15 protein-coding genes are annotated in these 15,826 nt (G+C 70.0%); 7 read left to right on the forward strand and 8 right to left on the reverse strand.

The genetic code is table 11. The features are described from left to right. The first annotated feature begins 33 nt into the window (after positions 1 to 33). Complete coding sequence (locus tag JOE59_RS13035) at positions 34 to 1,002, forward strand: carbohydrate ABC transporter permease (protein ID WP_204461059.1); 969 nt, start codon at positions 34 to 36, stop codon at positions 1,000 to 1,002. Then, entirely contained in the window at positions 999 to 1,835 is an 837-nt protein-coding gene (locus tag JOE59_RS18820; protein WP_204461060.1) for a carbohydrate ABC transporter permease, read from the forward strand. The genes JOE59_RS13035 and JOE59_RS18820 overlap by 4 nt, the downstream gene beginning before the upstream one ends. On the opposite strand, the gene JOE59_RS13045 is transcribed toward JOE59_RS18820, so the two are convergent. The 3 genes from JOE59_RS13045 to JOE59_RS13055 form a co-directional block, all read right to left on the reverse strand. Continuing rightward, positions 1,825 to 2,652 (reverse strand): amino acid ABC transporter ATP-binding protein, encoded by an 828-nt coding sequence (locus JOE59_RS13045; RefSeq protein ID WP_275581167.1) that lies wholly within the window; start codon positions 2,650 to 2,652, stop codon positions 1,825 to 1,827. The genes JOE59_RS18820 and JOE59_RS13045 overlap by 11 nt on opposite strands. Then, a complete protein-coding gene (locus JOE59_RS13050; RefSeq protein ID WP_204461061.1) occupies positions 2,639 to 3,301 on the reverse strand; it encodes an amino acid ABC transporter permease in 663 nt (220 codons plus the stop codon). Before JOE59_RS13050 ends, JOE59_RS13045 begins: the two co-directional genes overlap by 14 nt. A gap of 119 nt (positions 3,302 to 3,420) precedes the next feature. Then, entirely contained in the window at positions 3,421 to 4,236 is an 816-nt protein-coding gene (locus JOE59_RS13055; protein ID WP_204461062.1) for an amino acid ABC transporter substrate-binding protein, read from the reverse strand. A 287-nt stretch (positions 4,237 to 4,523) separates the two neighbouring features. On the opposite strand from JOE59_RS13055, the gene JOE59_RS13060 reads away from it, so the two are divergent. Then, positions 4,524 to 4,850, forward strand: coding sequence for a hypothetical protein (locus tag JOE59_RS13060; protein WP_204461063.1), 327 nt, complete (start codon positions 4,524 to 4,526; stop codon positions 4,848 to 4,850). 55 nt (positions 4,851 to 4,905) lie between these two features. Here JOE59_RS13060 and JOE59_RS13065 read toward each other — a convergent pair whose 3' ends face one another. From JOE59_RS13065 to JOE59_RS13075, 3 genes are read right to left on the reverse strand one after another with little or no spacing between them, the layout of a single operon-like run. Beyond that, positions 4,906 to 6,432: an aldehyde dehydrogenase family protein gene (locus JOE59_RS13065; RefSeq protein ID WP_204461066.1), complete on the reverse strand. Its 1,527-nt coding sequence runs from the start codon at positions 6,430 to 6,432 to the stop codon at positions 4,906 to 4,908. Between the two features lie 23 nt (positions 6,433 to 6,455). Beyond that, complete coding sequence (locus tag JOE59_RS13070) at positions 6,456 to 7,652, reverse strand: acyl-CoA dehydrogenase family protein (protein WP_204461068.1); 1,197 nt, start codon at positions 7,650 to 7,652, stop codon at positions 6,456 to 6,458. Further along, positions 7,649 to 8,833 (reverse strand): CaiB/BaiF CoA transferase family protein, encoded by a 1,185-nt coding sequence (locus tag JOE59_RS13075; protein WP_204461070.1) that lies wholly within the window; start codon positions 8,831 to 8,833, stop codon positions 7,649 to 7,651. The genes JOE59_RS13070 and JOE59_RS13075 overlap by 4 nt, the downstream gene beginning before the upstream one ends. Before the next feature lie 174 nt (positions 8,834 to 9,007). Between JOE59_RS13075 and JOE59_RS13080 the strand changes: the two genes are divergently transcribed. The 3 genes from JOE59_RS13080 to JOE59_RS13090 all read left to right on the forward strand — a co-directional run bounded on the left by JOE59_RS13080 (position 9,008) and on the right by JOE59_RS13090 (position 11,960). Beyond that, positions 9,008 to 9,778 (forward strand): FadR/GntR family transcriptional regulator, encoded by a 771-nt coding sequence (locus JOE59_RS13080; protein ID WP_179552065.1) that lies wholly within the window; start codon positions 9,008 to 9,010, stop codon positions 9,776 to 9,778. Continuing rightward, on the forward strand, positions 9,759 to 10,499 hold the full coding sequence (locus JOE59_RS13085) for a PDC sensor domain-containing protein (RefSeq protein ID WP_204461072.1): 741 nt from the start codon (positions 9,759 to 9,761) through the stop codon (positions 10,497 to 10,499). The genes JOE59_RS13080 and JOE59_RS13085 overlap by 20 nt, the downstream gene beginning before the upstream one ends. A gap of 96 nt (positions 10,500 to 10,595) precedes the next feature. Then, entirely contained in the window at positions 10,596 to 11,960 is a 1,365-nt protein-coding gene (locus tag JOE59_RS13090; protein WP_204461075.1) for an NAD-dependent succinate-semialdehyde dehydrogenase, read from the forward strand. Positions 11,961 to 12,025: 65 nt separating this feature from the next. On the opposite strand, the gene JOE59_RS13095 is transcribed toward JOE59_RS13090, so the two are convergent. Both JOE59_RS13095 and JOE59_RS13100 read right to left on the reverse strand, forming a co-directional pair. Beyond that, entirely contained in the window at positions 12,026 to 13,642 is a 1,617-nt protein-coding gene (locus JOE59_RS13095) for an amidohydrolase (RefSeq protein ID WP_204461077.1), read from the reverse strand. A 21-nt stretch (positions 13,643 to 13,663) separates the two neighbouring features. Then, positions 13,664 to 14,020 (reverse strand): iron chaperone, encoded by a 357-nt coding sequence (locus JOE59_RS13100; protein ID WP_204461079.1) that lies wholly within the window; start codon positions 14,018 to 14,020, stop codon positions 13,664 to 13,666. A gap of 182 nt (positions 14,021 to 14,202) precedes the next feature. Here JOE59_RS13100 and JOE59_RS13105 point away from each other — a divergent pair, with 182 nt between their 5' ends. Then, on the forward strand, positions 14,203 to 15,723 hold the full coding sequence (locus JOE59_RS13105) for an APC family permease (RefSeq protein WP_204461082.1): 1,521 nt from the start codon (positions 14,203 to 14,205) through the stop codon (positions 15,721 to 15,723). Positions 15,724 to 15,826 lie beyond the last annotated feature (103 nt).

The following is a 15,826-nucleotide window of genomic DNA, read 5'->3' on the forward strand; positions in this document are numbered from 1 at the left end:
CCGCCGAACCGACGACAACGGATGTCCCCCCAGATGACGACCGTCGAGGAGCGCCCGCCCACACGGGCGGGCGCTCCCGCCCCGGCGACCCCTGCCCCCGCGCCGCGCCGCCGCCGCGCGTTCACGACGCGCCGCGGACTCGTCGTCGCCGCGTTCATGCTTCCCGCCGCGATCTTCGTCGGCGTGTTCATCTACTACCCCATGCTCGCCGGCAGCCAGATGGCGTTCCGCCACTGGAACCTGAGCAACCTCACCGACACCTCCTGGATCGGGCTCCAGAACTTCGCCACGATCTTCGCCGATCCCGCGTTCGGCGTGATCCTCGGCAACTCGGTGCTCTGGGTCGTGGCGTCGATCGTGCCGCAATTGGTGATCGGCTTCGCGCTCGCGCTCTGGCTGCGCCGGAAGTTCCGCTTCCGCGGCCTCTATCAGGCGCTCATCTTCTTCCCGTGGGCGATCTCGGGCTTCCTCATCGGCATCCTCTTCCGCTGGATGTTCAACGGCGAGTTCGGGGTCGTCAACGACCTCCTGATGAAGACCGGCGTCATCGACCAGGGCATTCCGTGGCTGGCGCAACCGGACACCGCGATGTTCGCGGTGATCATCGCGAACATCTGGTACGGCGTGACGTTCTTCGCGATCATGATCCTCGCCGCGCTGCAATCCGTGCCGGATGAGCTCTTCGAGGCCGCCGCCCTCGACGGCGCGGGCAAGGTGCGCACGCTCTTCAAGATCACGATCCCGTACATCTCGACGACGCTCGCCCTGACGGTGCTGCTCCGGGTCATCTGGATCTTCAACTTCCCCGACATCATCTGGGCGATGACCGGCGGCGGCCCCGCCAATCAGACCCACATCATCACCACGTGGATGATCACGTTCACCCAGAAGGGCGACTACGGCGTGGCCTCGGCGCTCGGACTCATCGTCGTCGGCCTGCTGCTCGTCTTCTCGGCCTTCTACCTGATGGCCCTTCGCGGCAAGAAGGAGGTGTCGTCGTGATCGTCACGGAGACCACGCCCGCACGCATCGCACGCATCGGCTTCCTCGGGCTCTGGCTCGTGATCACGATCTTCCCGCTGTACTGGATCATCGTGACGTCGTTCAAGGCGCCCGGAGACATCTTCAGCTATCCGCTGCAGTACTGGCCGGCCGAGTTCTCGTTCGAGAACTACGTGCAGCTGTTCGAGAAGGCCGACTTCGGCACCTACGTCGTCAACAGTCTCGTCGTCTCCACCGCTGCGGCGACCGTCGCCACCCTCATCTCGCTGCTGTCGGCCTATGTGCTGGCCCGGTTCGAGTTCCGCAGCAAGTCCGCGATCCTCATGGCGTTCCTCGTGACCCAGATGATCCCCACGTTCATCGCGCTGGGGCCGCTCTATCTGCTCATGGTGGAGCTGGGGCTCGTCGACGATCGCTTCGGCCTGATTCTCGTCTACGTGGCGGTGTGCATCCCGTTCTGCACGATCATGCTGCGCGGCTTCTTCGCGAACATCCCCGACGCGCTCGAGGAGGCGGCGATGATCGACGGATGCTCCCGGCTCGGCGCACTGTTCCGGGTCATCGTTCCGGTGATGAAGCCGGGCATCGTGGCCGCGTTCATCTTCAACTTCGTCAACTGCTGGAACGAGCTGTTCCTGTCGGTGACGCTCATGAACAAGGACGAGAACAAGACGATCCCGACCGCGCTCAACGGCTTCATCACGAGCTTCAACATCGATTGGGGCTCGATGTCGGCGGCCGCCGTGCTGACGATCCTCCCGACGATGCTCCTGTTCGCGTTCGCGAGCCGCTACATCGTGCAGGGTCTGACGGCGGGCGCGGTCAAGGGCTGACATCGCCCTCGCCGCCGTCCTCGAGCGGGCGCAGGATCCGGTCGAGGAATCGCCGGGTGCGCTCGTGCGTCGGGTTCGTGAAGATCGCTTCGGGTGCGCCGCGTTCCACGACGACCCCGCCGTCCATGAACAGCACCTCGTCGGCCGCCTGGCGCGCGAAGCTCAGCTCGTGGGTGACGACGACCATGGTCCAGCCCTCGTCGGCGAGCTCCTTGATGACCTGCAGCACCTCGCCCACGAGTTCGGGGTCGAGCGCGCTCGTCGGCTCGTCGAAGAGCAGCAGCTGCGGTTTCAGCGCGAGCGCACGCACGATGCCGACGCGCTGCTGCTGCCCGCCCGAGAGTTCGAAGGGGTAGGCGTCGCGCTTCTCGGCGAGGCCGACGCGATCGAGCAGGGCGGATGCCTCGGCCACGGCCCGCGCCTTCGGTACCTTCTGCACGCGCACCGGGCCTTCGACGACGTTCTGCAGCACGGTCATGTGCGGGAAGAGGTTGTGCTGCTGGAACACCATCGCCGAGCGGTCGCGCAGCGCGTAGCGCTCGGCTTTGGAGATCGGGTTCGCGAAGTCGAGCGACGGCCCGCCGGCGATCGTCAGGGTGCCGCCGTCGGGCGTCTCGAGGCCGTTGAGCGCGCGCAGCACGGTCGTCTTGCCCGAGCCGCTCGGGCCGATGAGCACGACGACCTCGCCACGCCGCACCTCGAGGTCGATCGAGCTCAGCACCTCGTTGTCGCCGAACGACTTGCGGATGCCGCGGGCCGAGAGCAGCACGCTGTCGTCGGGCCGATCGACCGGGGCGAGCGGATCAGTGGGCGACATAGCGGTCCAATCGCTTCTCGAGCAGGTTCTGCCCGCTCGAGAGCACGAGGCAGAACAACCCGTAGATGAGCGCGGCCTCGATGTAGATGAGCAGGAACTCGCGGCTGAACGCCGCGATCTCCTGCGCCACCCGGAACATCTCGGTCACGAGGATGAGCGAGGCGAGCGAGGTGTCCTTCACGAGGGAGATGAAGGTGTTCGACAGCGGCGGCACCGAGACGCGGGCCGCCTGCGGCAGGATCAGCCGGGTGAGCGTCGTGCCGGGCGACATGCCGATCGTGTACCCGGCCTCCCACTGCCCCTTCGGCACCGAGAGGATCGCCGCCCTGATCACCTCGGCGGCATACCCGCCGACGTTGAGCGAGAACGCGATGATCGCGCTCGGCCACGGGTCGATCGTGATGCCGATCGAGGGCATGCCGTAGAAGATCACGAACAGCTGCACGAGCAGCGGGGTGCCGCGGATCACCGAGATGTAGAACCTCGCGATGCCGCTCAGCACCCGATTGCGGCTGATGCGCATGAGCGCGACGCCGAGCGCCAGCACGAGGCCGAGCGCGAAGGAGGCCACTGCAAGCGGGATGGTGCCGCTGATGCCGCCCCAGAACAATGGCCAGAACGAGTCGAGCGCGAGCTGCCAGTCGGTCATCGCCTCACCGCCTTCCGGAATGCGGCGGATGCCGCGCCACCCATGATTCCACTCGGGCGATGTCACCCGAGCGAATCAGGAGCGGTACGCGGCATCCGCCGGTGTGATGCGGGCGAGCGCTACTGCGAGACGTCCTCGCCGAAGTACTTCTCGCCGAGTTCTGCGAGCACGCCCTCTTCGCGGAGTTCGGCGAGCGCCTCGTCGATGGCCTTCACGAGCGCGGTCTTGTCCTTCGCGAAGGTGAGGGCGCTCTCGCTCGGGTCGGTCTCGGCGGCGACGGCGAGCTTCGCGTCGGGCGTCTGCTTGAGGTAGTCGAGGTAGGTGAGCTTGTCGTTGACGGTCGCGTCGACGCGGCCCTGCTCGAGGAGCGCAACGGCCTGCGCCCAGCCCTCGACGGCCTCGACGTTCGCGCCGGCGTCGACGGCGAGCTGGTAGAAGTTGCTCGTCAGCGACTGCGCGGTGGTCTTGCCCTTCAAGTCCTCGAAGCTCGAGATCGAGTCGTCGCCCTCGTTGACGACGACGACGCTCGGCGACACAGTGTACGGCGTCGAGAAGAGGTAGTCCTCTTCGCGGTCGGGGTTGATCGAGACCTGGTTGGCGATGACGTCGAAGCGGCCCGCGTCGAGGCCCGCGAAGATCGCGTCCCACTGCGTCTCCTCGAACTGGATCTCGAGGCCGAGCTTCTCGGCGACGGCCTCGGCGATCTCGACGTCGTAGCCGACGAGCTCGCCCGCGCCGCCCTCGTGGTACGTGAACGGCGGGTAGGTGCCCTCGGTCGCGACGGTGAGCGTTCCGGCCTTCACCAGTCCGTACTCGTCGTCGCCGGCTGCTTCGCTCGACGCCGGCGCCCCGCTCGAGCAGGCGGCGAGGGCGACGACGGTGACGGATGCTGCGGCGAGGCCGAGCAGGGTGCGAACGCGGGGTGCGCGAGACATGTGGAGCTCCGTTCGTGGGGAGTGCTGGGGCGGCGACGTGGTGCCGTGCCGTGTGATCGAGTCCATCACGGCATCGCCCGTGAGGAAAACGGCGTTACCCCACGTTTCATTTCCGAAACAGCTCGATTCGCAGCATCCCGATCACATTCCGTTCGGGGCATACCGTGTCTGCGTTCGCTCGCGCAAGCCCTTCCGCCGCAGGATCGCCGGCGGATACGCTGGCCGCGGCGATGGAGTCCCCTCCGTCGTCGTGGTGCCACCCACACCAACCGGAAGGAACTTCACCCGTGATCACCCTGTCATGGCTCCTCATCATCGCCCTCGTCGGCGGCGCGCTCGCGCTCGTCGACGGTATCCGACGCCTCCGAGGGCGGGGCGGCTCGGTCGTCGGCATCATCGAGGTCATCGTCGCCGCACTGTTCGTGCTGTCGCTCTTCCTTCCCGGCATCCCGTTCGGCTCGCTCGTGCTCGGCATCGCGACGCTCGTCGTGCTCGTCGTCGCGCTCATCACCCGCGGTCGCACCGGCCTCGCGCTCACGATCTCCGCGATCGTGCTCGTCGCGCTCTGGCTCGTGCTCGTGAACGGCTGGCTCGTCATCCCCGGCATCAGCTGAGGGCGACGACGGAGGGGGCGGCCGATCCCGGCCGCCCCCTCCGTCGATTCGTGCGCTACTCCGCCGCGCCCGTGGCGAGCACGCCGTCTTCACGGCGTGGGATGCCGAGCGGGTTGCCGTCGGCGAGTTCCGGCGGCAGCACCCCTGCCGGCGCGTCCTGGAAGGCGATGGGGGTCAGCCAGCGTCGGATCGCGGTGGCTCCCACCGAGGTGTGCACCGACCCGGTCGTCGCGGGCCATCCGCCGCCGTGATGCTGCGCCCAGGCGATCGCGACGCCGGTGGGCCAGCCGTTGTAGACGATCCGGCCGGAGACCCGGGCGAGGGCTTCGGTGAGTGCCGTGACGTCTTCGCCCGGCGCGTGGTGGATCGTGCCGGTGAGCGAACCGTCGAGCACCGCGAGCGCGGCCTCGAGCGCGGCCTCGTCGGCGTAGCGCACGAGCACCGTCAGCGGCCCGAAGCACTCCTCGAGGAACGCCTCGTGGTCGGCGACGAAGTCGTCGGTCGTCGTCGCGATCACGGTGGGCGCCGCGGCATCCGTCGCCCGGTCGCCGGCGAAGACGAGCTCGACGTCATCGCGGGCGGCGAGCGCCGCCGACCCCGAGTCGAACGCGCTCGCGATGCCGTCGGTGAGCAGGGTCTGCGACGGAGCGTCGGCGAGTGCGACGACGAGCGCCCGCTCGAACCCGGCGCCCTCGGGCACGAAGACGAGCCCGGGCTTCGTGCAGTACTGGCCGCCGTCGCGGGTGAACGAGCCCGCGAGCCCGGCCGCGATCGCCGCGACATCCGCCGCGGCAGCCGCCGACGTGACGACGACCGGGTTGATCGAACCGAGCTCGCCGTAGAACGGGATCGGCGCGGGCCGGGCGGAGGCGAGGTCGAAGAGCGCGCGCCCGCCGCGGGTCGAGCCGGTGAACCCCACCGCCGAGACGAGCGGATGCCGCACGAGCGCGGTGCCCGCATCGAAGCCGTCGACGAGGGCGAGCGCCGTCGCGGGTGCGCCCGCATCGACGAGCGCGAGGTGCGCGATCTGCACCACGCGACGCGAGAGCCGCGGATGCCCCGGATGGGCCTTCACGACGACCGGGCATCCCGCGGCGAGCGCCGACGCGGTGTCGTTGCCGAGCACCGAGAACGCGAAGGGGAAGTTCGAGGCGGCGAAGACCGCGACCACCCCGAGCGGCCGCAGCATCCGCCGCAGGTCGGGGCGCGGCGGGGTGAGCGATGGGTCGGGAGCATCGAGTGTCGCCTCGAGGTACGACCCCTCGCGAACGACACCCGCGAAGAAGCGCAGCTGGGTCGCCGTGCGCGTCACCTCGCCCGAGAGTCGCCCCGGGCTGAGGTGGGTCTCCTCCGCGCCGAGCGCGACGAGTTCATCGCGGTGCGCTTCGAGCGCCTCGGCGAGTGCGGTGAGCCATCGGGCGCGATCGTCGCGGGTCGAGCGGTCGAAGCCGGATGCCGCTGCGAATCGCACCGCGATCTCGACTTCGGCCTCGGCATCGGTGACGACCGCATCGTCGTCGCGACGCTGCTCGTCGCGCGGTGCGATGCCCGCGGCATCCGCTGCTGTGCTCGTCTCACCCATGTCGTCCTCCAGCTTCGTCGAGATCAGAACGCGTTCAGCCCGGTGAGCTCGCGCCCCAGGATCAGTTGGTGGATCTCGTCGGTGCCCTCGTAGGTGCGCACCGACTCGAGGTTCGCCGCGTGCCGCATGACGGGCCACGCGTTCGTGATGCCGTCACCGGCGAGGATCGCCCGCGCCTCGTGCGCGATCGCGAGCGCCTCGCGCACGCTGTTGAGCTTGCCGACCGAGATCTGGGCGGGAGTGAGCGTGCCGCGCTCCTTGAGTCGCCCGAGGTGCAGGGCGAGGAGGATCCCCTTCTCGACCTCGAGGAACATGTCGGCGAGCTTCGCCTGGATGAGCTGGTTGGCGCCGATCGGCTTGCCGAACACCTCGCGGGAAGTCGACCGCTCGATGGCAGCCTCGAGGCACGAGCGGGCCGCCCCCATCGCGCCCCACACGATGCCGTAGCGCGCCTCGTTCAGGCAGCCGAACGGGCCGGAGAGCCCCTTCGCGCCCGGCAGGATCGCCTCGCCGTCGACCCGCACCCCGTCGAGTGCGATGTCGCACTGTACGGACGCGCGCATCGAGAGCTTGCCGTCGATCGGCGTCGCCGTGAAGCCCGGCGTCGAGGTCGGCACGAGGAATCCGCGCACCGCGCGACCGCCGTCGCCACCGCCGAATTCAGGGTCGTCGACCTTCGCCCAGACCACGGCGACATCGGCGAGCGAGGCGAGGCCGATCCAGCGCTTGGCGCCGTCGAGCACCCAGCCGTCGCCGTCGCGGCGCGCGGTCGTGGTCATGCCCGCGGGGTCGGAGCCGCCCTGGGGCTCGGTGAGCGCGAAGCATCCGATGAGGTCGCCGGCCGCCATGCCCGGCAGCCATTGCTGCTTCTGCTCCTCGGAGCCGTACTTGTGGATCGCGCTCATCGCGAGCGAGCCCTGCACCGAGACGAAGGTGCGCCAGCCGCTGTCGGCGGCCTCGAGCTCGAGGCACACGAGGCCGTACGACACGGCGCCCGCGCCGGCGCATCCGTAGCCCTGCAGGTGCATGCCGAGGAAGCCGGCGTCGCCGAGCTCCTTCACGAACTCGCGGCGGAAGTGCTTGGCCTCGAAGTCCTCCTCGATGACCGGCAGCAGCCGGTCCTGCGCGAAGGCGCGGGCCTTCAGCTGCCACTCGCGCTCCTCGGAGGTGAGCAGGGCGTCGAGGTCGAACACGGCGTCGATCGAGGGTGCGGTGGTCATCGGTGCGGTCCTTTCGCGGGGGTCTGGTGCCAGTCGGCGCCGGCGTGCTCGTCGAGCGTCGGCGGCGGAGTGCGGTACGCGGCGGGGCTCGCCGAGAGGCCGATCGGGTTCGCGACCGTGCGGCTCGTGAACGCACCGGCGGCGATCTCGGCGACGGGCTCGAGGCCGAGCGCCTCGCCGAATGCGATCGCCTCGGCGACGTCGTTCACGAGACCGGTCGGCACGCCGGCCGAGCTCAGCACTTCGACCCAGTGCCCAGCGGATGCCGCGGCCAGCCGCTCCTCGATCGCCGCCGTGAGCTCGACGCGATGCGCGACGCGGTCGACGTTGCCCGCGAACCGCGGGTCGTCGGCCAGCGCGGGAACGCCGAGCACCGCGGCGAGCGCCCGGAACTGCTTGTCGTTGCCGACGGCGATCACGAGCTCGCGATCGGCCGCGTGGAACACGGCGTAGGGGGCGATGCTCGGGTGCGCGTTGCCGAGCCGCCGCGGCGGCGTGCCCGTGGCGAGCGTGGACGCAGCCTGGTTCGTGAGCGCGGAGAGCAGCCCCTGCAGGAGGTTCACCTCGACCCGCTGGCCGAGGCCCGTGTGGTCGCGCTCGCGCAGCGCGAGCAGGATGCCGGCGACCGCGTTCTGTCCGGTGAGCACGTCGACGAGGGCGACGCCGGCCTTCGCGGGCTCGCCGTCGGCGGCACCCGTGATCGACATGAGCCCGCCGACGGCCTGCACGAGCAGGTCGTAGCCGGCGAGCGCGGCGCCCTCCCCCGTACCGAAGCCGGTGATCGAGCAGTAGACGACGCCCGGGTTCGACGCCCGCACCTCGTCGTAGGAGAGCCCGAAGCGGTCCATCACGCCAGGACGGAAGTTCTCGATGACGACGTCGGCCGAGGCCGCGAGCCGGCGCGCCTCCGCGAGCCCCGCCGCATCAGTCAGGTCGAGTGCGACCGAGCGCTTGTTGCGGTTGACGCTGCCGAAGTAGGTGGCCTGGCCGCTCGCGTCGACGGGCGGGCGCCAGTGCCGGGTGTCGTCACCGGCCGGGGATTCGATCTTCACGACGTCGGCGCCGAAGTCGGCGAGCATCATCGTGGCGTAGGGGCCGGCGAGCACCCGCGAGAAGTCGGCGACGCGCACCCCCGAGAGCACGCCGTCGGTCGCCTCGTCATCGGCCCGTCGCTCGTGCATCCCATCCGCCTTCGCATGTCGGCGGCCCCGCGACCGCGTAATCATCCTATATCGCTTCTTTTCTCGCTGCTCGACCTGTCCCGACCGCCATCGACGCCGTCCCGAGGATCGTCGCAGCATCGCCTGACAAGCGGTGGTGAGATTCCGGGCGAGTCGCTCGACTAGCCTGAACGCATGGAATCGAGGGTGGGGCCGGGAGCGCGCGAAGCCGTGTTCGCCCAGCTCGCCGACACGGGCCGCGCCGAACAGGTCGCGCAACGCCTCACCGACGGCATCGTGCTCGGGGTGCTCGGCGCCGGCGAACGCCTGCCGAGCGAACCCGAGCTCGCCCGCCGCTTCGGCGTCGCCCTCATCACCGTGCGCGAGGGCCTCGGCATCCTTCGGGAGGCCGGGCTCGTCGAGACCCGTCGCGGACGAGAGGGCGGCAGCTTCGTCGTCGCCGACGACGCCGACCACCGTTCGCTCATCACCGCGCGCCTGCGCGGCCTCGCCCAGGTCGAGCTCAGCGACATGGCGGTGTACTTCGGCGCCATCCTCGCCGGCATCGCCGAGCGCGCCGCCGAGCGCGCGTCCGCCGGCGACGCCGAGCGCCTCGCGGCATGGCTCGCCGCGGCCGACTTCGGCACCGCGGCATCCGCTCGCACCAATCAGGGCGGATTCTTCCTCGAGGTCGCCGTGCTCAGCCAGTCGGCCCGCCTCGTGCGCGAGCAGATCCGGCTGCAGGCCGAGTTCGGCCCCCTCCTGCTGCTCGGCCTCGACGACGACGGGCAGCGAGCGGATGCCTCGGCGCACGACCGCCGCATCGTCCGCGCCGTCGCGGCGCACCGCCCGGCGGAGGCCCGCGAGTCCGCAGGCGACCTCGTGCGCGGGCTCTCGGTGCCGCTCCTCGCGGCGAAGGCCAGGATCGAGCGGGGAGGTGCGCTCGATGAGCCGGTCAGCGCGTGACGTCGCCGCCTCGGTCGGTGCGGTGTTCGCCAGCGTCTTCGACCAGCTCGCCGCATGGCGCACCCCGGTCGAACAGCTCATCGACGGCGCGCCCGAAGTGCGCCCGGCCGCGCTCGACGCCCTCGTCGCCGAGCTCGTGCTCCCCCGCCTCACCGACTCCGAACCGCTGCTCGTCGGCGCCGGGTTCATTGCCGACGGTGAGATCGTGCGCGGGCGCGACGTGCACTTCGCGTGGTGGCTCGGGCCGCTCGACGCGAACCCCGTGCTCGGCTCGACGACCGAGCCGACGCGCCTCGACCTCACGACCCGCGGGTACACCGAGTACCTGCGCGACTTCCGCGCCCTCGAGTGGTACCGCATCCCCGCGACGACCCGGCACGCGCACGTGACCGGACCCTACGTCGACCACCTCTGCACGTGCGACTACATCCTGACGATGACGATGCCGGTGCACGCTGCGGTCGACCCCGCCGGCGACTCCCGCATGGTCGGCGTCATCGGCGCCGACGTCTCGGTGCGCCGACTCGAGCGCGAGCTGCTCGCCGCGTTCCTCGACGTGCCCGCACCGCTCGCCCTCGTGAACGACGAGGGCCGCGTCGTGCTCTCGACCGAGCCGACACTGCAGGTGGGGCAGCTGGCCGACCCCGCCGGCGCCGGCGAGCCGTGCCCCGGCACGCCGCTGCGAGTACTCGTCGACCCCGCGTCATCCGGGTCGATCTGAATCATCCGCTGATATATCTTTGAAGTCGAGCGTATGCACGGCGGCAGACGAGCTCTGGCGTGTGTGCAGTGTGTGCACCCCGAGAAGGAGAAACCCATGCCCTATGCCGTGACCAACCCCGCCACCGGCGAGACGGTCGAGTCCTACGACACCATCACCGACGAGGGCCTGCAAGCGGCCATCGCCGCGGCCACCGAGACGCACCGCACCTGGTCGAAGAACACCACGGTCGCCGAGCGCGCCGCCCTCGTGCGCCGCGTCGCCGAACTGCACAACGAGCGCGCCCAGGAGCTCGGCGAGATCATCGTGCGCGAGATGGGCAAGCCGATCGAGCAGGCCGTCGGCGAGGTCGAGTTCTCGGCCGCGATCTACGAGTACTACGCCGACAACGCCGAGTCGCTGCTCGCCGACGAGAAGATCGACCTGCTGGCCGGCGAGGGTTCGGCCCTCATCCGCCGCTCGTCGCTCGGCCCGCTCCTCGGCATCATGCCGTGGAACTTCCCGTACTACCAGGTCGCCCGCTTCGCCGGCCCGAACCTCATCATCGGCAACACGATCCTGCTCAAGCACGCCGAGCAGTGCCCCGAGTCGGCCGCCGCGATCGAGCAGATCTTCCTCGACGCCGGCTTCCCGGTCGGCGCCTACGTCAACATCTACGCCTCGCACGAGCAGATCGAGACCGTCATCGCCGACCCGCGTGTGCAGGGCATCTCGCTCACCGGTTCCGAGCGGGCCGGCGCGATCGTCGCCGAGATCGCCGGTCGCCACCTGAAGAAGGTCGTGCTCGAGCTCGGCGGCTCCGACCCCTTCATCCTGCTCTCGACCGACGACCTCGACGCCACGGTCGGCGCCGCCGTCTTCGCCCGCGTCGACAACAACGGCCAGGCCTGCAACGCGGCCAAGCGGTTCATCGTCGTCGAAGACCTCTACGAGCCGTTCCTCGAGAAGTTCACCGCAGCGATGAGCGAGGTCGAGCAGGGCGACCCCGCCCAGGCCGGCACCGCACTCGGCCCGCTGTCGTCGGCCAAGGCCGCCGAGGGCCTCGCCGAGCAGGTCGAGCGGGCCGTCGCACAGGGCGCAACGCTCCACCACGGCGGCGCGCGCGACGGCAACTACTACTCGGCCACGATCCTCACCGACGTGCAGCCCGGCTCCGACGCCTTCCACGAGGAGTTCTTCGGCCCGGTCGCGCAGGTCTTCAAGGTCGCCGACGAAGCCGCAGCGGTCGAGCTCGCGAACAACACCCCGTTCGGCCTCGGTTCCTACGTCTTCACGACCGATTCCGAGCAGGCCCTCCGCGTCGCCGACAAGATCGAGGCCGGCATGGTCTTCGTGAACCTGGTCGGCGCCGATGGCGCAGAGCTGCCCTTCGGCGGCGTGAAGCGCTCGGGCTCGGGCCGCGAGCTCGGCCGCTTCGGCGCCGACGAATTCGTCAACAAGAAGATGATCCGCATCGGCTGATCGTCGCCGACGTGCACTGATCGGATGCCCCGGGGCCGCGCCCCGGGGCATCCGTCGTCTGAGCCTCAGCGCTGGAAGCGCACCTCGCCGCCGACCACCGTGGTGGCGACCTGCAGGTCGCGGAGCTCGGTCGGCTCCACCTCGAACGGGTCCCGCTCGAGCGCGACGAAGTCCGCGAGCCTGCCGACGGCGAGCGTTCCCTGCCGGTGGTCGCGGTGGGCGGCGTAGGCGCTGCCCGCGGAATGGGCCGCGAGGGCCTCGGCGACGGTCACTCGCTGCTCGGGTTCCCAGCCTCCGGCCGGCTCCCCTGCGGCGTTCTCCCGCGTGACGGCGGCGTGCACCGCGTGCATCGGATTCGGGCTCTCCACCGGGGCATCCGAGCCGAAGGCCACGTGCGCACCGGAATCGGCGAGGGCACGCCACGCGTAGTTCGCGAGGTCGCGTCCGGCGAGCAGGGTCGACGCGAGCGCGATGTCCGAGGTGCAGTGCGTCGGTTGCAGGGACGGGATCACACCGAGCTCCGCGAATCGGGGAAGGTCGTCCCAGCGGATGTGCTGGGCGTGCTCGATGCGATGCCGGAGGCCTGCGGCGCGACTGAGCTCGGCGCTCTCGGCGTAGGCGTTCAGCACGAGATGGTTCGCCTCGTCGCCGATCGCGTGCGTGGCGACCGCGATGCCCGCGTCGGCCGCCGTGCGCACGAGCTCGCGCAGCCGGGCGTACGGGATCACCTCGATGCCGCGATTGCCGGACTCCCCGACGAACGCCTCGCCCATGTGCGAGGTGTGCGAGCCGAGCGCACCATCGGAGAAGAGCTTGACCGGGCCGGTCTGGAACCAGTCGTCGCCCTGGCCCGTGTACCGGCCCTCGGCGATCGCCGCATCGAGGTGGACGGCGGGGATGGCCTTGTGGACGCGGAGCCTCAGGCGACCGCTCCGATGCAGCTCGAGGTAGGCCGCGCGGGCGTCTTCGCCGTCGATGTCGTGCACGCCCGTGAGACCGACGGCGAGCAGGTGCTCCTGCTCGACCGCGAGCTGATCGACGAGGTCGGCGACCGACGGCGCGCCGATCACGGCATCGAGCGGGCGCTGCGCCTCCTCTCGGAGGATGCCGGCGGGCTCGCCCCGCGCATCCCGGACGATCTCGCCTCCGACCGGATCGGGCGTCGCCGCCGTGATCCCGGCTGCGGCGAGGGCGAAGCTGTTTGCCCAGACGGTGTGCCCGTCGATGCTCGGAAGCGCGACCGGTCGGTCGGGACAGATGCGGTCGAGGCTGTAGCGATCGGGCTGCACGGGCACGGCCCACGTGTTGGAGTCCCAGCTGCCCCAGAAGATGCCGCGACCCGCCGGCAGGCCCGCCGCATGGGACCGGATCGCAGCCAGCGCCTCGTCGAGGCTTCGGACGCCTCGCAGATCGAGCTGCCCGCGCTCGCCGGCGAGCAGTGCGGTGTGGATGTGCGCATCGATGAACCCCGGCACGACCGCGAGACCGCCGAGATCGACCTCGATCGTGCCCGGGCCGGCGAGTGCGCCGATCTCGGCGTCGTCGCCGATCGCGACGATCTCGCCATCGACGGCGAGCAGCGCCTCGGCGGGCTTCTCCTCGCCGGTCAGCGTGTGGATGCGGGCATTGCGGAAGAGCTTCGACGGCAACGGCGTTCCTCGGGTCAGGGGCGGATCGCGCATTGCGCGCGGAGAACGAGACGGCTAGCGCTTCTTCTTCTCGTCGATCTCGTCGCGGCGCAGCAGGATGATGCGGTCGACGAGCGAGTCGGGCAGCGGATGCTCGGGGGTGAACCGGATCGTCCCCTTCGCCCACGAGTACCCCTCGAGCTCCGACGAGACGGCCTCGATCACCGGCGGACTGTACGGATAGAGCCCGATGTGCGCCTTCGCCTTCATGATGCTGAGCAGCGGCGAGTCCCGGTACCGGAGGGCCGGCATGCCGTAGCTCACCCCTTCGACCGCCTCGGGCACGAGCGAGACCGCCCTGGCCCTGATGCGTTCCATGACGTCGCGCTCGGGCTCCTCGAGACCGGCGATGTAGTCGCTGACTTCCCCCATGGCGGCCATGCTACGCCGAGCGGATGCCGCGGCATCCGCTCGCTCCGGAATCCGCGCCCGAAATAAATCATCCGGAACTATAGCTTTACGACCGGATGTCTGGCTATGCTGGCGCGACACCACGACGATGTGGTGTCGCCGGTTGGGGGCGGCCGGCGCAGCGATGACAGTGGAAGGCAGTGATGTCTGAAGATCGCGGGCCCGCAGCAGGCCTCTCCGACGGCGAACACCTCAGCGTGCTCGGCTACGAGGACACGTTCAACCGGTCGATGAGCCTCTGGGCGAACTTCGCCCTCGGCTTCACCTATCTCTCCCCCCTCGTCGGCGTCTACTCGCTCTTCGCAGTGGCGCTCTCGATCGGCGGTCCGCCCTCGATCTGGTGGATCGTGATCGTCGGCGCCGGGCAGCTCCTCGTCTCGTTCGTGTTCGGCGAGGTCGTCTCGCAGTACCCGATCCACGGCGGCATCTACCCCTGGGCTCGGCGCCTCTGGGGTCGGCGCTACGCGTGGATGGCGGCGTGGGTCTACATCTGGGCGATGATCGTGACCATCACCGCGGTCGCCGAATTCGGATCCGGGTTCGCGGCGAGCCTGTTCGGCATCGAGATCACGAACGCGTCGACGCTGTGGATCACGCTCGCGTTCCTCCTCATCGCCCTCGCCATCAATTTCACGGGCACGAAGTGGCTCGCCCGCGTCGCTCGCATCGGCCTCGCCGCCGAGCTCATCGGCGTCATCGGCCTCGGCCTCTACCTGCTGATCTTCCAGCGCAAGCAGGAGTTCAGCGTCTTCTTCGACACCATGGGCGTCGAGGGCGACGGCAGCTACACGGCGGCCTTCATGGGCGCCGCCCTCGCGGGCCTCTTCCTCTTCTACGGCTTCGAGGCCTGCGGCGACGTCGCCGAAGAGGTCGCGAACCCCGCGCGTCGCATCCCCAAGGCCATGATGCTGACGATCCTCGTCGGCGGCGTCTCCGCGCTCTTCTCGTTCGGCGGCTACGTGCTCGCGGCGCCCGACCTCGCGTCGATCGTCAGCGGTGAGGACGCGGACCCCATCCCCGGCATCCTCGAGGCGACCCTCGGATCGGTGGGCGCGAAGCTGTTCCTGGTGATCGCGATCACGGCGTTCCTCTCGTGCGTGCTGAGCCTGCAGGCCGCGGCGAGCCGCCTGCTGTTCTCCTTCGCCCGCGACGGCATGGTCCCTGGCCACCGCTGGCTCTCGAAGGTCTCGCCGACCACGAAGGTGCCGACGAACGCCCTCATCGTGGCGTGCACCGTGCCCGCGCTCATCGCCGTGCTCATCTGGGCGAACAACGACCTCTTGGTGCCGGTCACCTCCTTCGCGGTGCTCGGCATCTACGTCGCGTTCCAGATGGTCGTGCTGGCCTCGCTCCGGCAGCGCCTCAAGGGCTGGCGGCCTGCCGGTCCGTTCTCGCTCGGCTCGTGGGGGTTCCTCGTGAACGTCCTCGCGCTCGCCTACGGCGTCTTCGCGATGGTGCTGCTCTCGCTGCCGGGTTCGACGGGCGACTTCCTCACCGACTACGTCGTGCTGATCGGCCTCGGCGTCGTCGTCGTGACGGGCCTCGCCTACCTGTTCATCGCACGCCCCGACCGCAAGTCGGATGCCCCGTCGGGTGACGCGATCGCCGTCGCCGACGAGATCCGCCTGCGCACCGGCGCGACGAGCGTGGTCGACGTGCACTGACGGCCTCGCGCCCCATCCTGTGGCGGGCAGGCGAGCGCACGCTCCCTGCCCGCCACTCGGCTGCCCGGGCTCGGAACTCCGGACGCCGGTCGGATTTCCTGAT

The sequence above is a fragment of the Agromyces cerinus genome (assembly GCF_016907835.1).
Classification (GTDB): Bacteria; Actinomycetota; Actinomycetes; order Actinomycetales; family Microbacteriaceae; genus Agromyces; species Agromyces nitratus.

Coding starts and splice junctions, on each gene's coding strand:
- JOE59_RS13035 (WP_204461059.1), top strand. CDS start 34: ATGACGACCGTCGAGGAGCGCCCGCCCACACGGGCGGGCGCTCCCGCC.
- JOE59_RS13045 (WP_275581167.1), bottom strand. CDS start 2,652: ATGTCGCCCACTGATCCGCTCGCCCCGGTCGATCGGCCCGACGACAGC.
- JOE59_RS13050 (WP_204461061.1), bottom strand. CDS start 3,301: ATGACCGACTGGCAGCTCGCGCTCGACTCGTTCTGGCCATTGTTCTGG.
- JOE59_RS13055 (WP_204461062.1), bottom strand. CDS start 4,236: ATGTCTCGCGCACCCCGCGTTCGCACCCTGCTCGGCCTCGCCGCAGCA.
- JOE59_RS13065 (WP_204461066.1), bottom strand. CDS start 6,432: ATGGGTGAGACGAGCACAGCAGCGGATGCCGCGGGCATCGCACCGCGC.
- JOE59_RS13070 (WP_204461068.1), bottom strand. CDS start 7,652: ATGACCACCGCACCCTCGATCGACGCCGTGTTCGACCTCGACGCCCTG.
- JOE59_RS13075 (WP_204461070.1), bottom strand. CDS start 8,833: ATGCACGAGCGACGGGCCGATGACGAGGCGACCGACGGCGTGCTCTCG.
- JOE59_RS13080 (WP_179552065.1), top strand. CDS start 9,008: ATGGAATCGAGGGTGGGGCCGGGAGCGCGCGAAGCCGTGTTCGCCCAG.
- JOE59_RS13085 (WP_204461072.1), top strand. CDS start 9,759: ATGAGCCGGTCAGCGCGTGACGTCGCCGCCTCGGTCGGTGCGGTGTTC.
- JOE59_RS13090 (WP_204461075.1), top strand. CDS start 10,596: ATGCCCTATGCCGTGACCAACCCCGCCACCGGCGAGACGGTCGAGTCC.
- JOE59_RS13095 (WP_204461077.1), bottom strand. CDS start 13,642: ATGCGCGATCCGCCCCTGACCCGAGGAACGCCGTTGCCGTCGAAGCTC.
- JOE59_RS13100 (WP_204461079.1), bottom strand. CDS start 14,020: ATGGGGGAAGTCAGCGACTACATCGCCGGTCTCGAGGAGCCCGAGCGC.
- JOE59_RS13105 (WP_204461082.1), top strand. CDS start 14,203: ATGTCTGAAGATCGCGGGCCCGCAGCAGGCCTCTCCGACGGCGAACAC.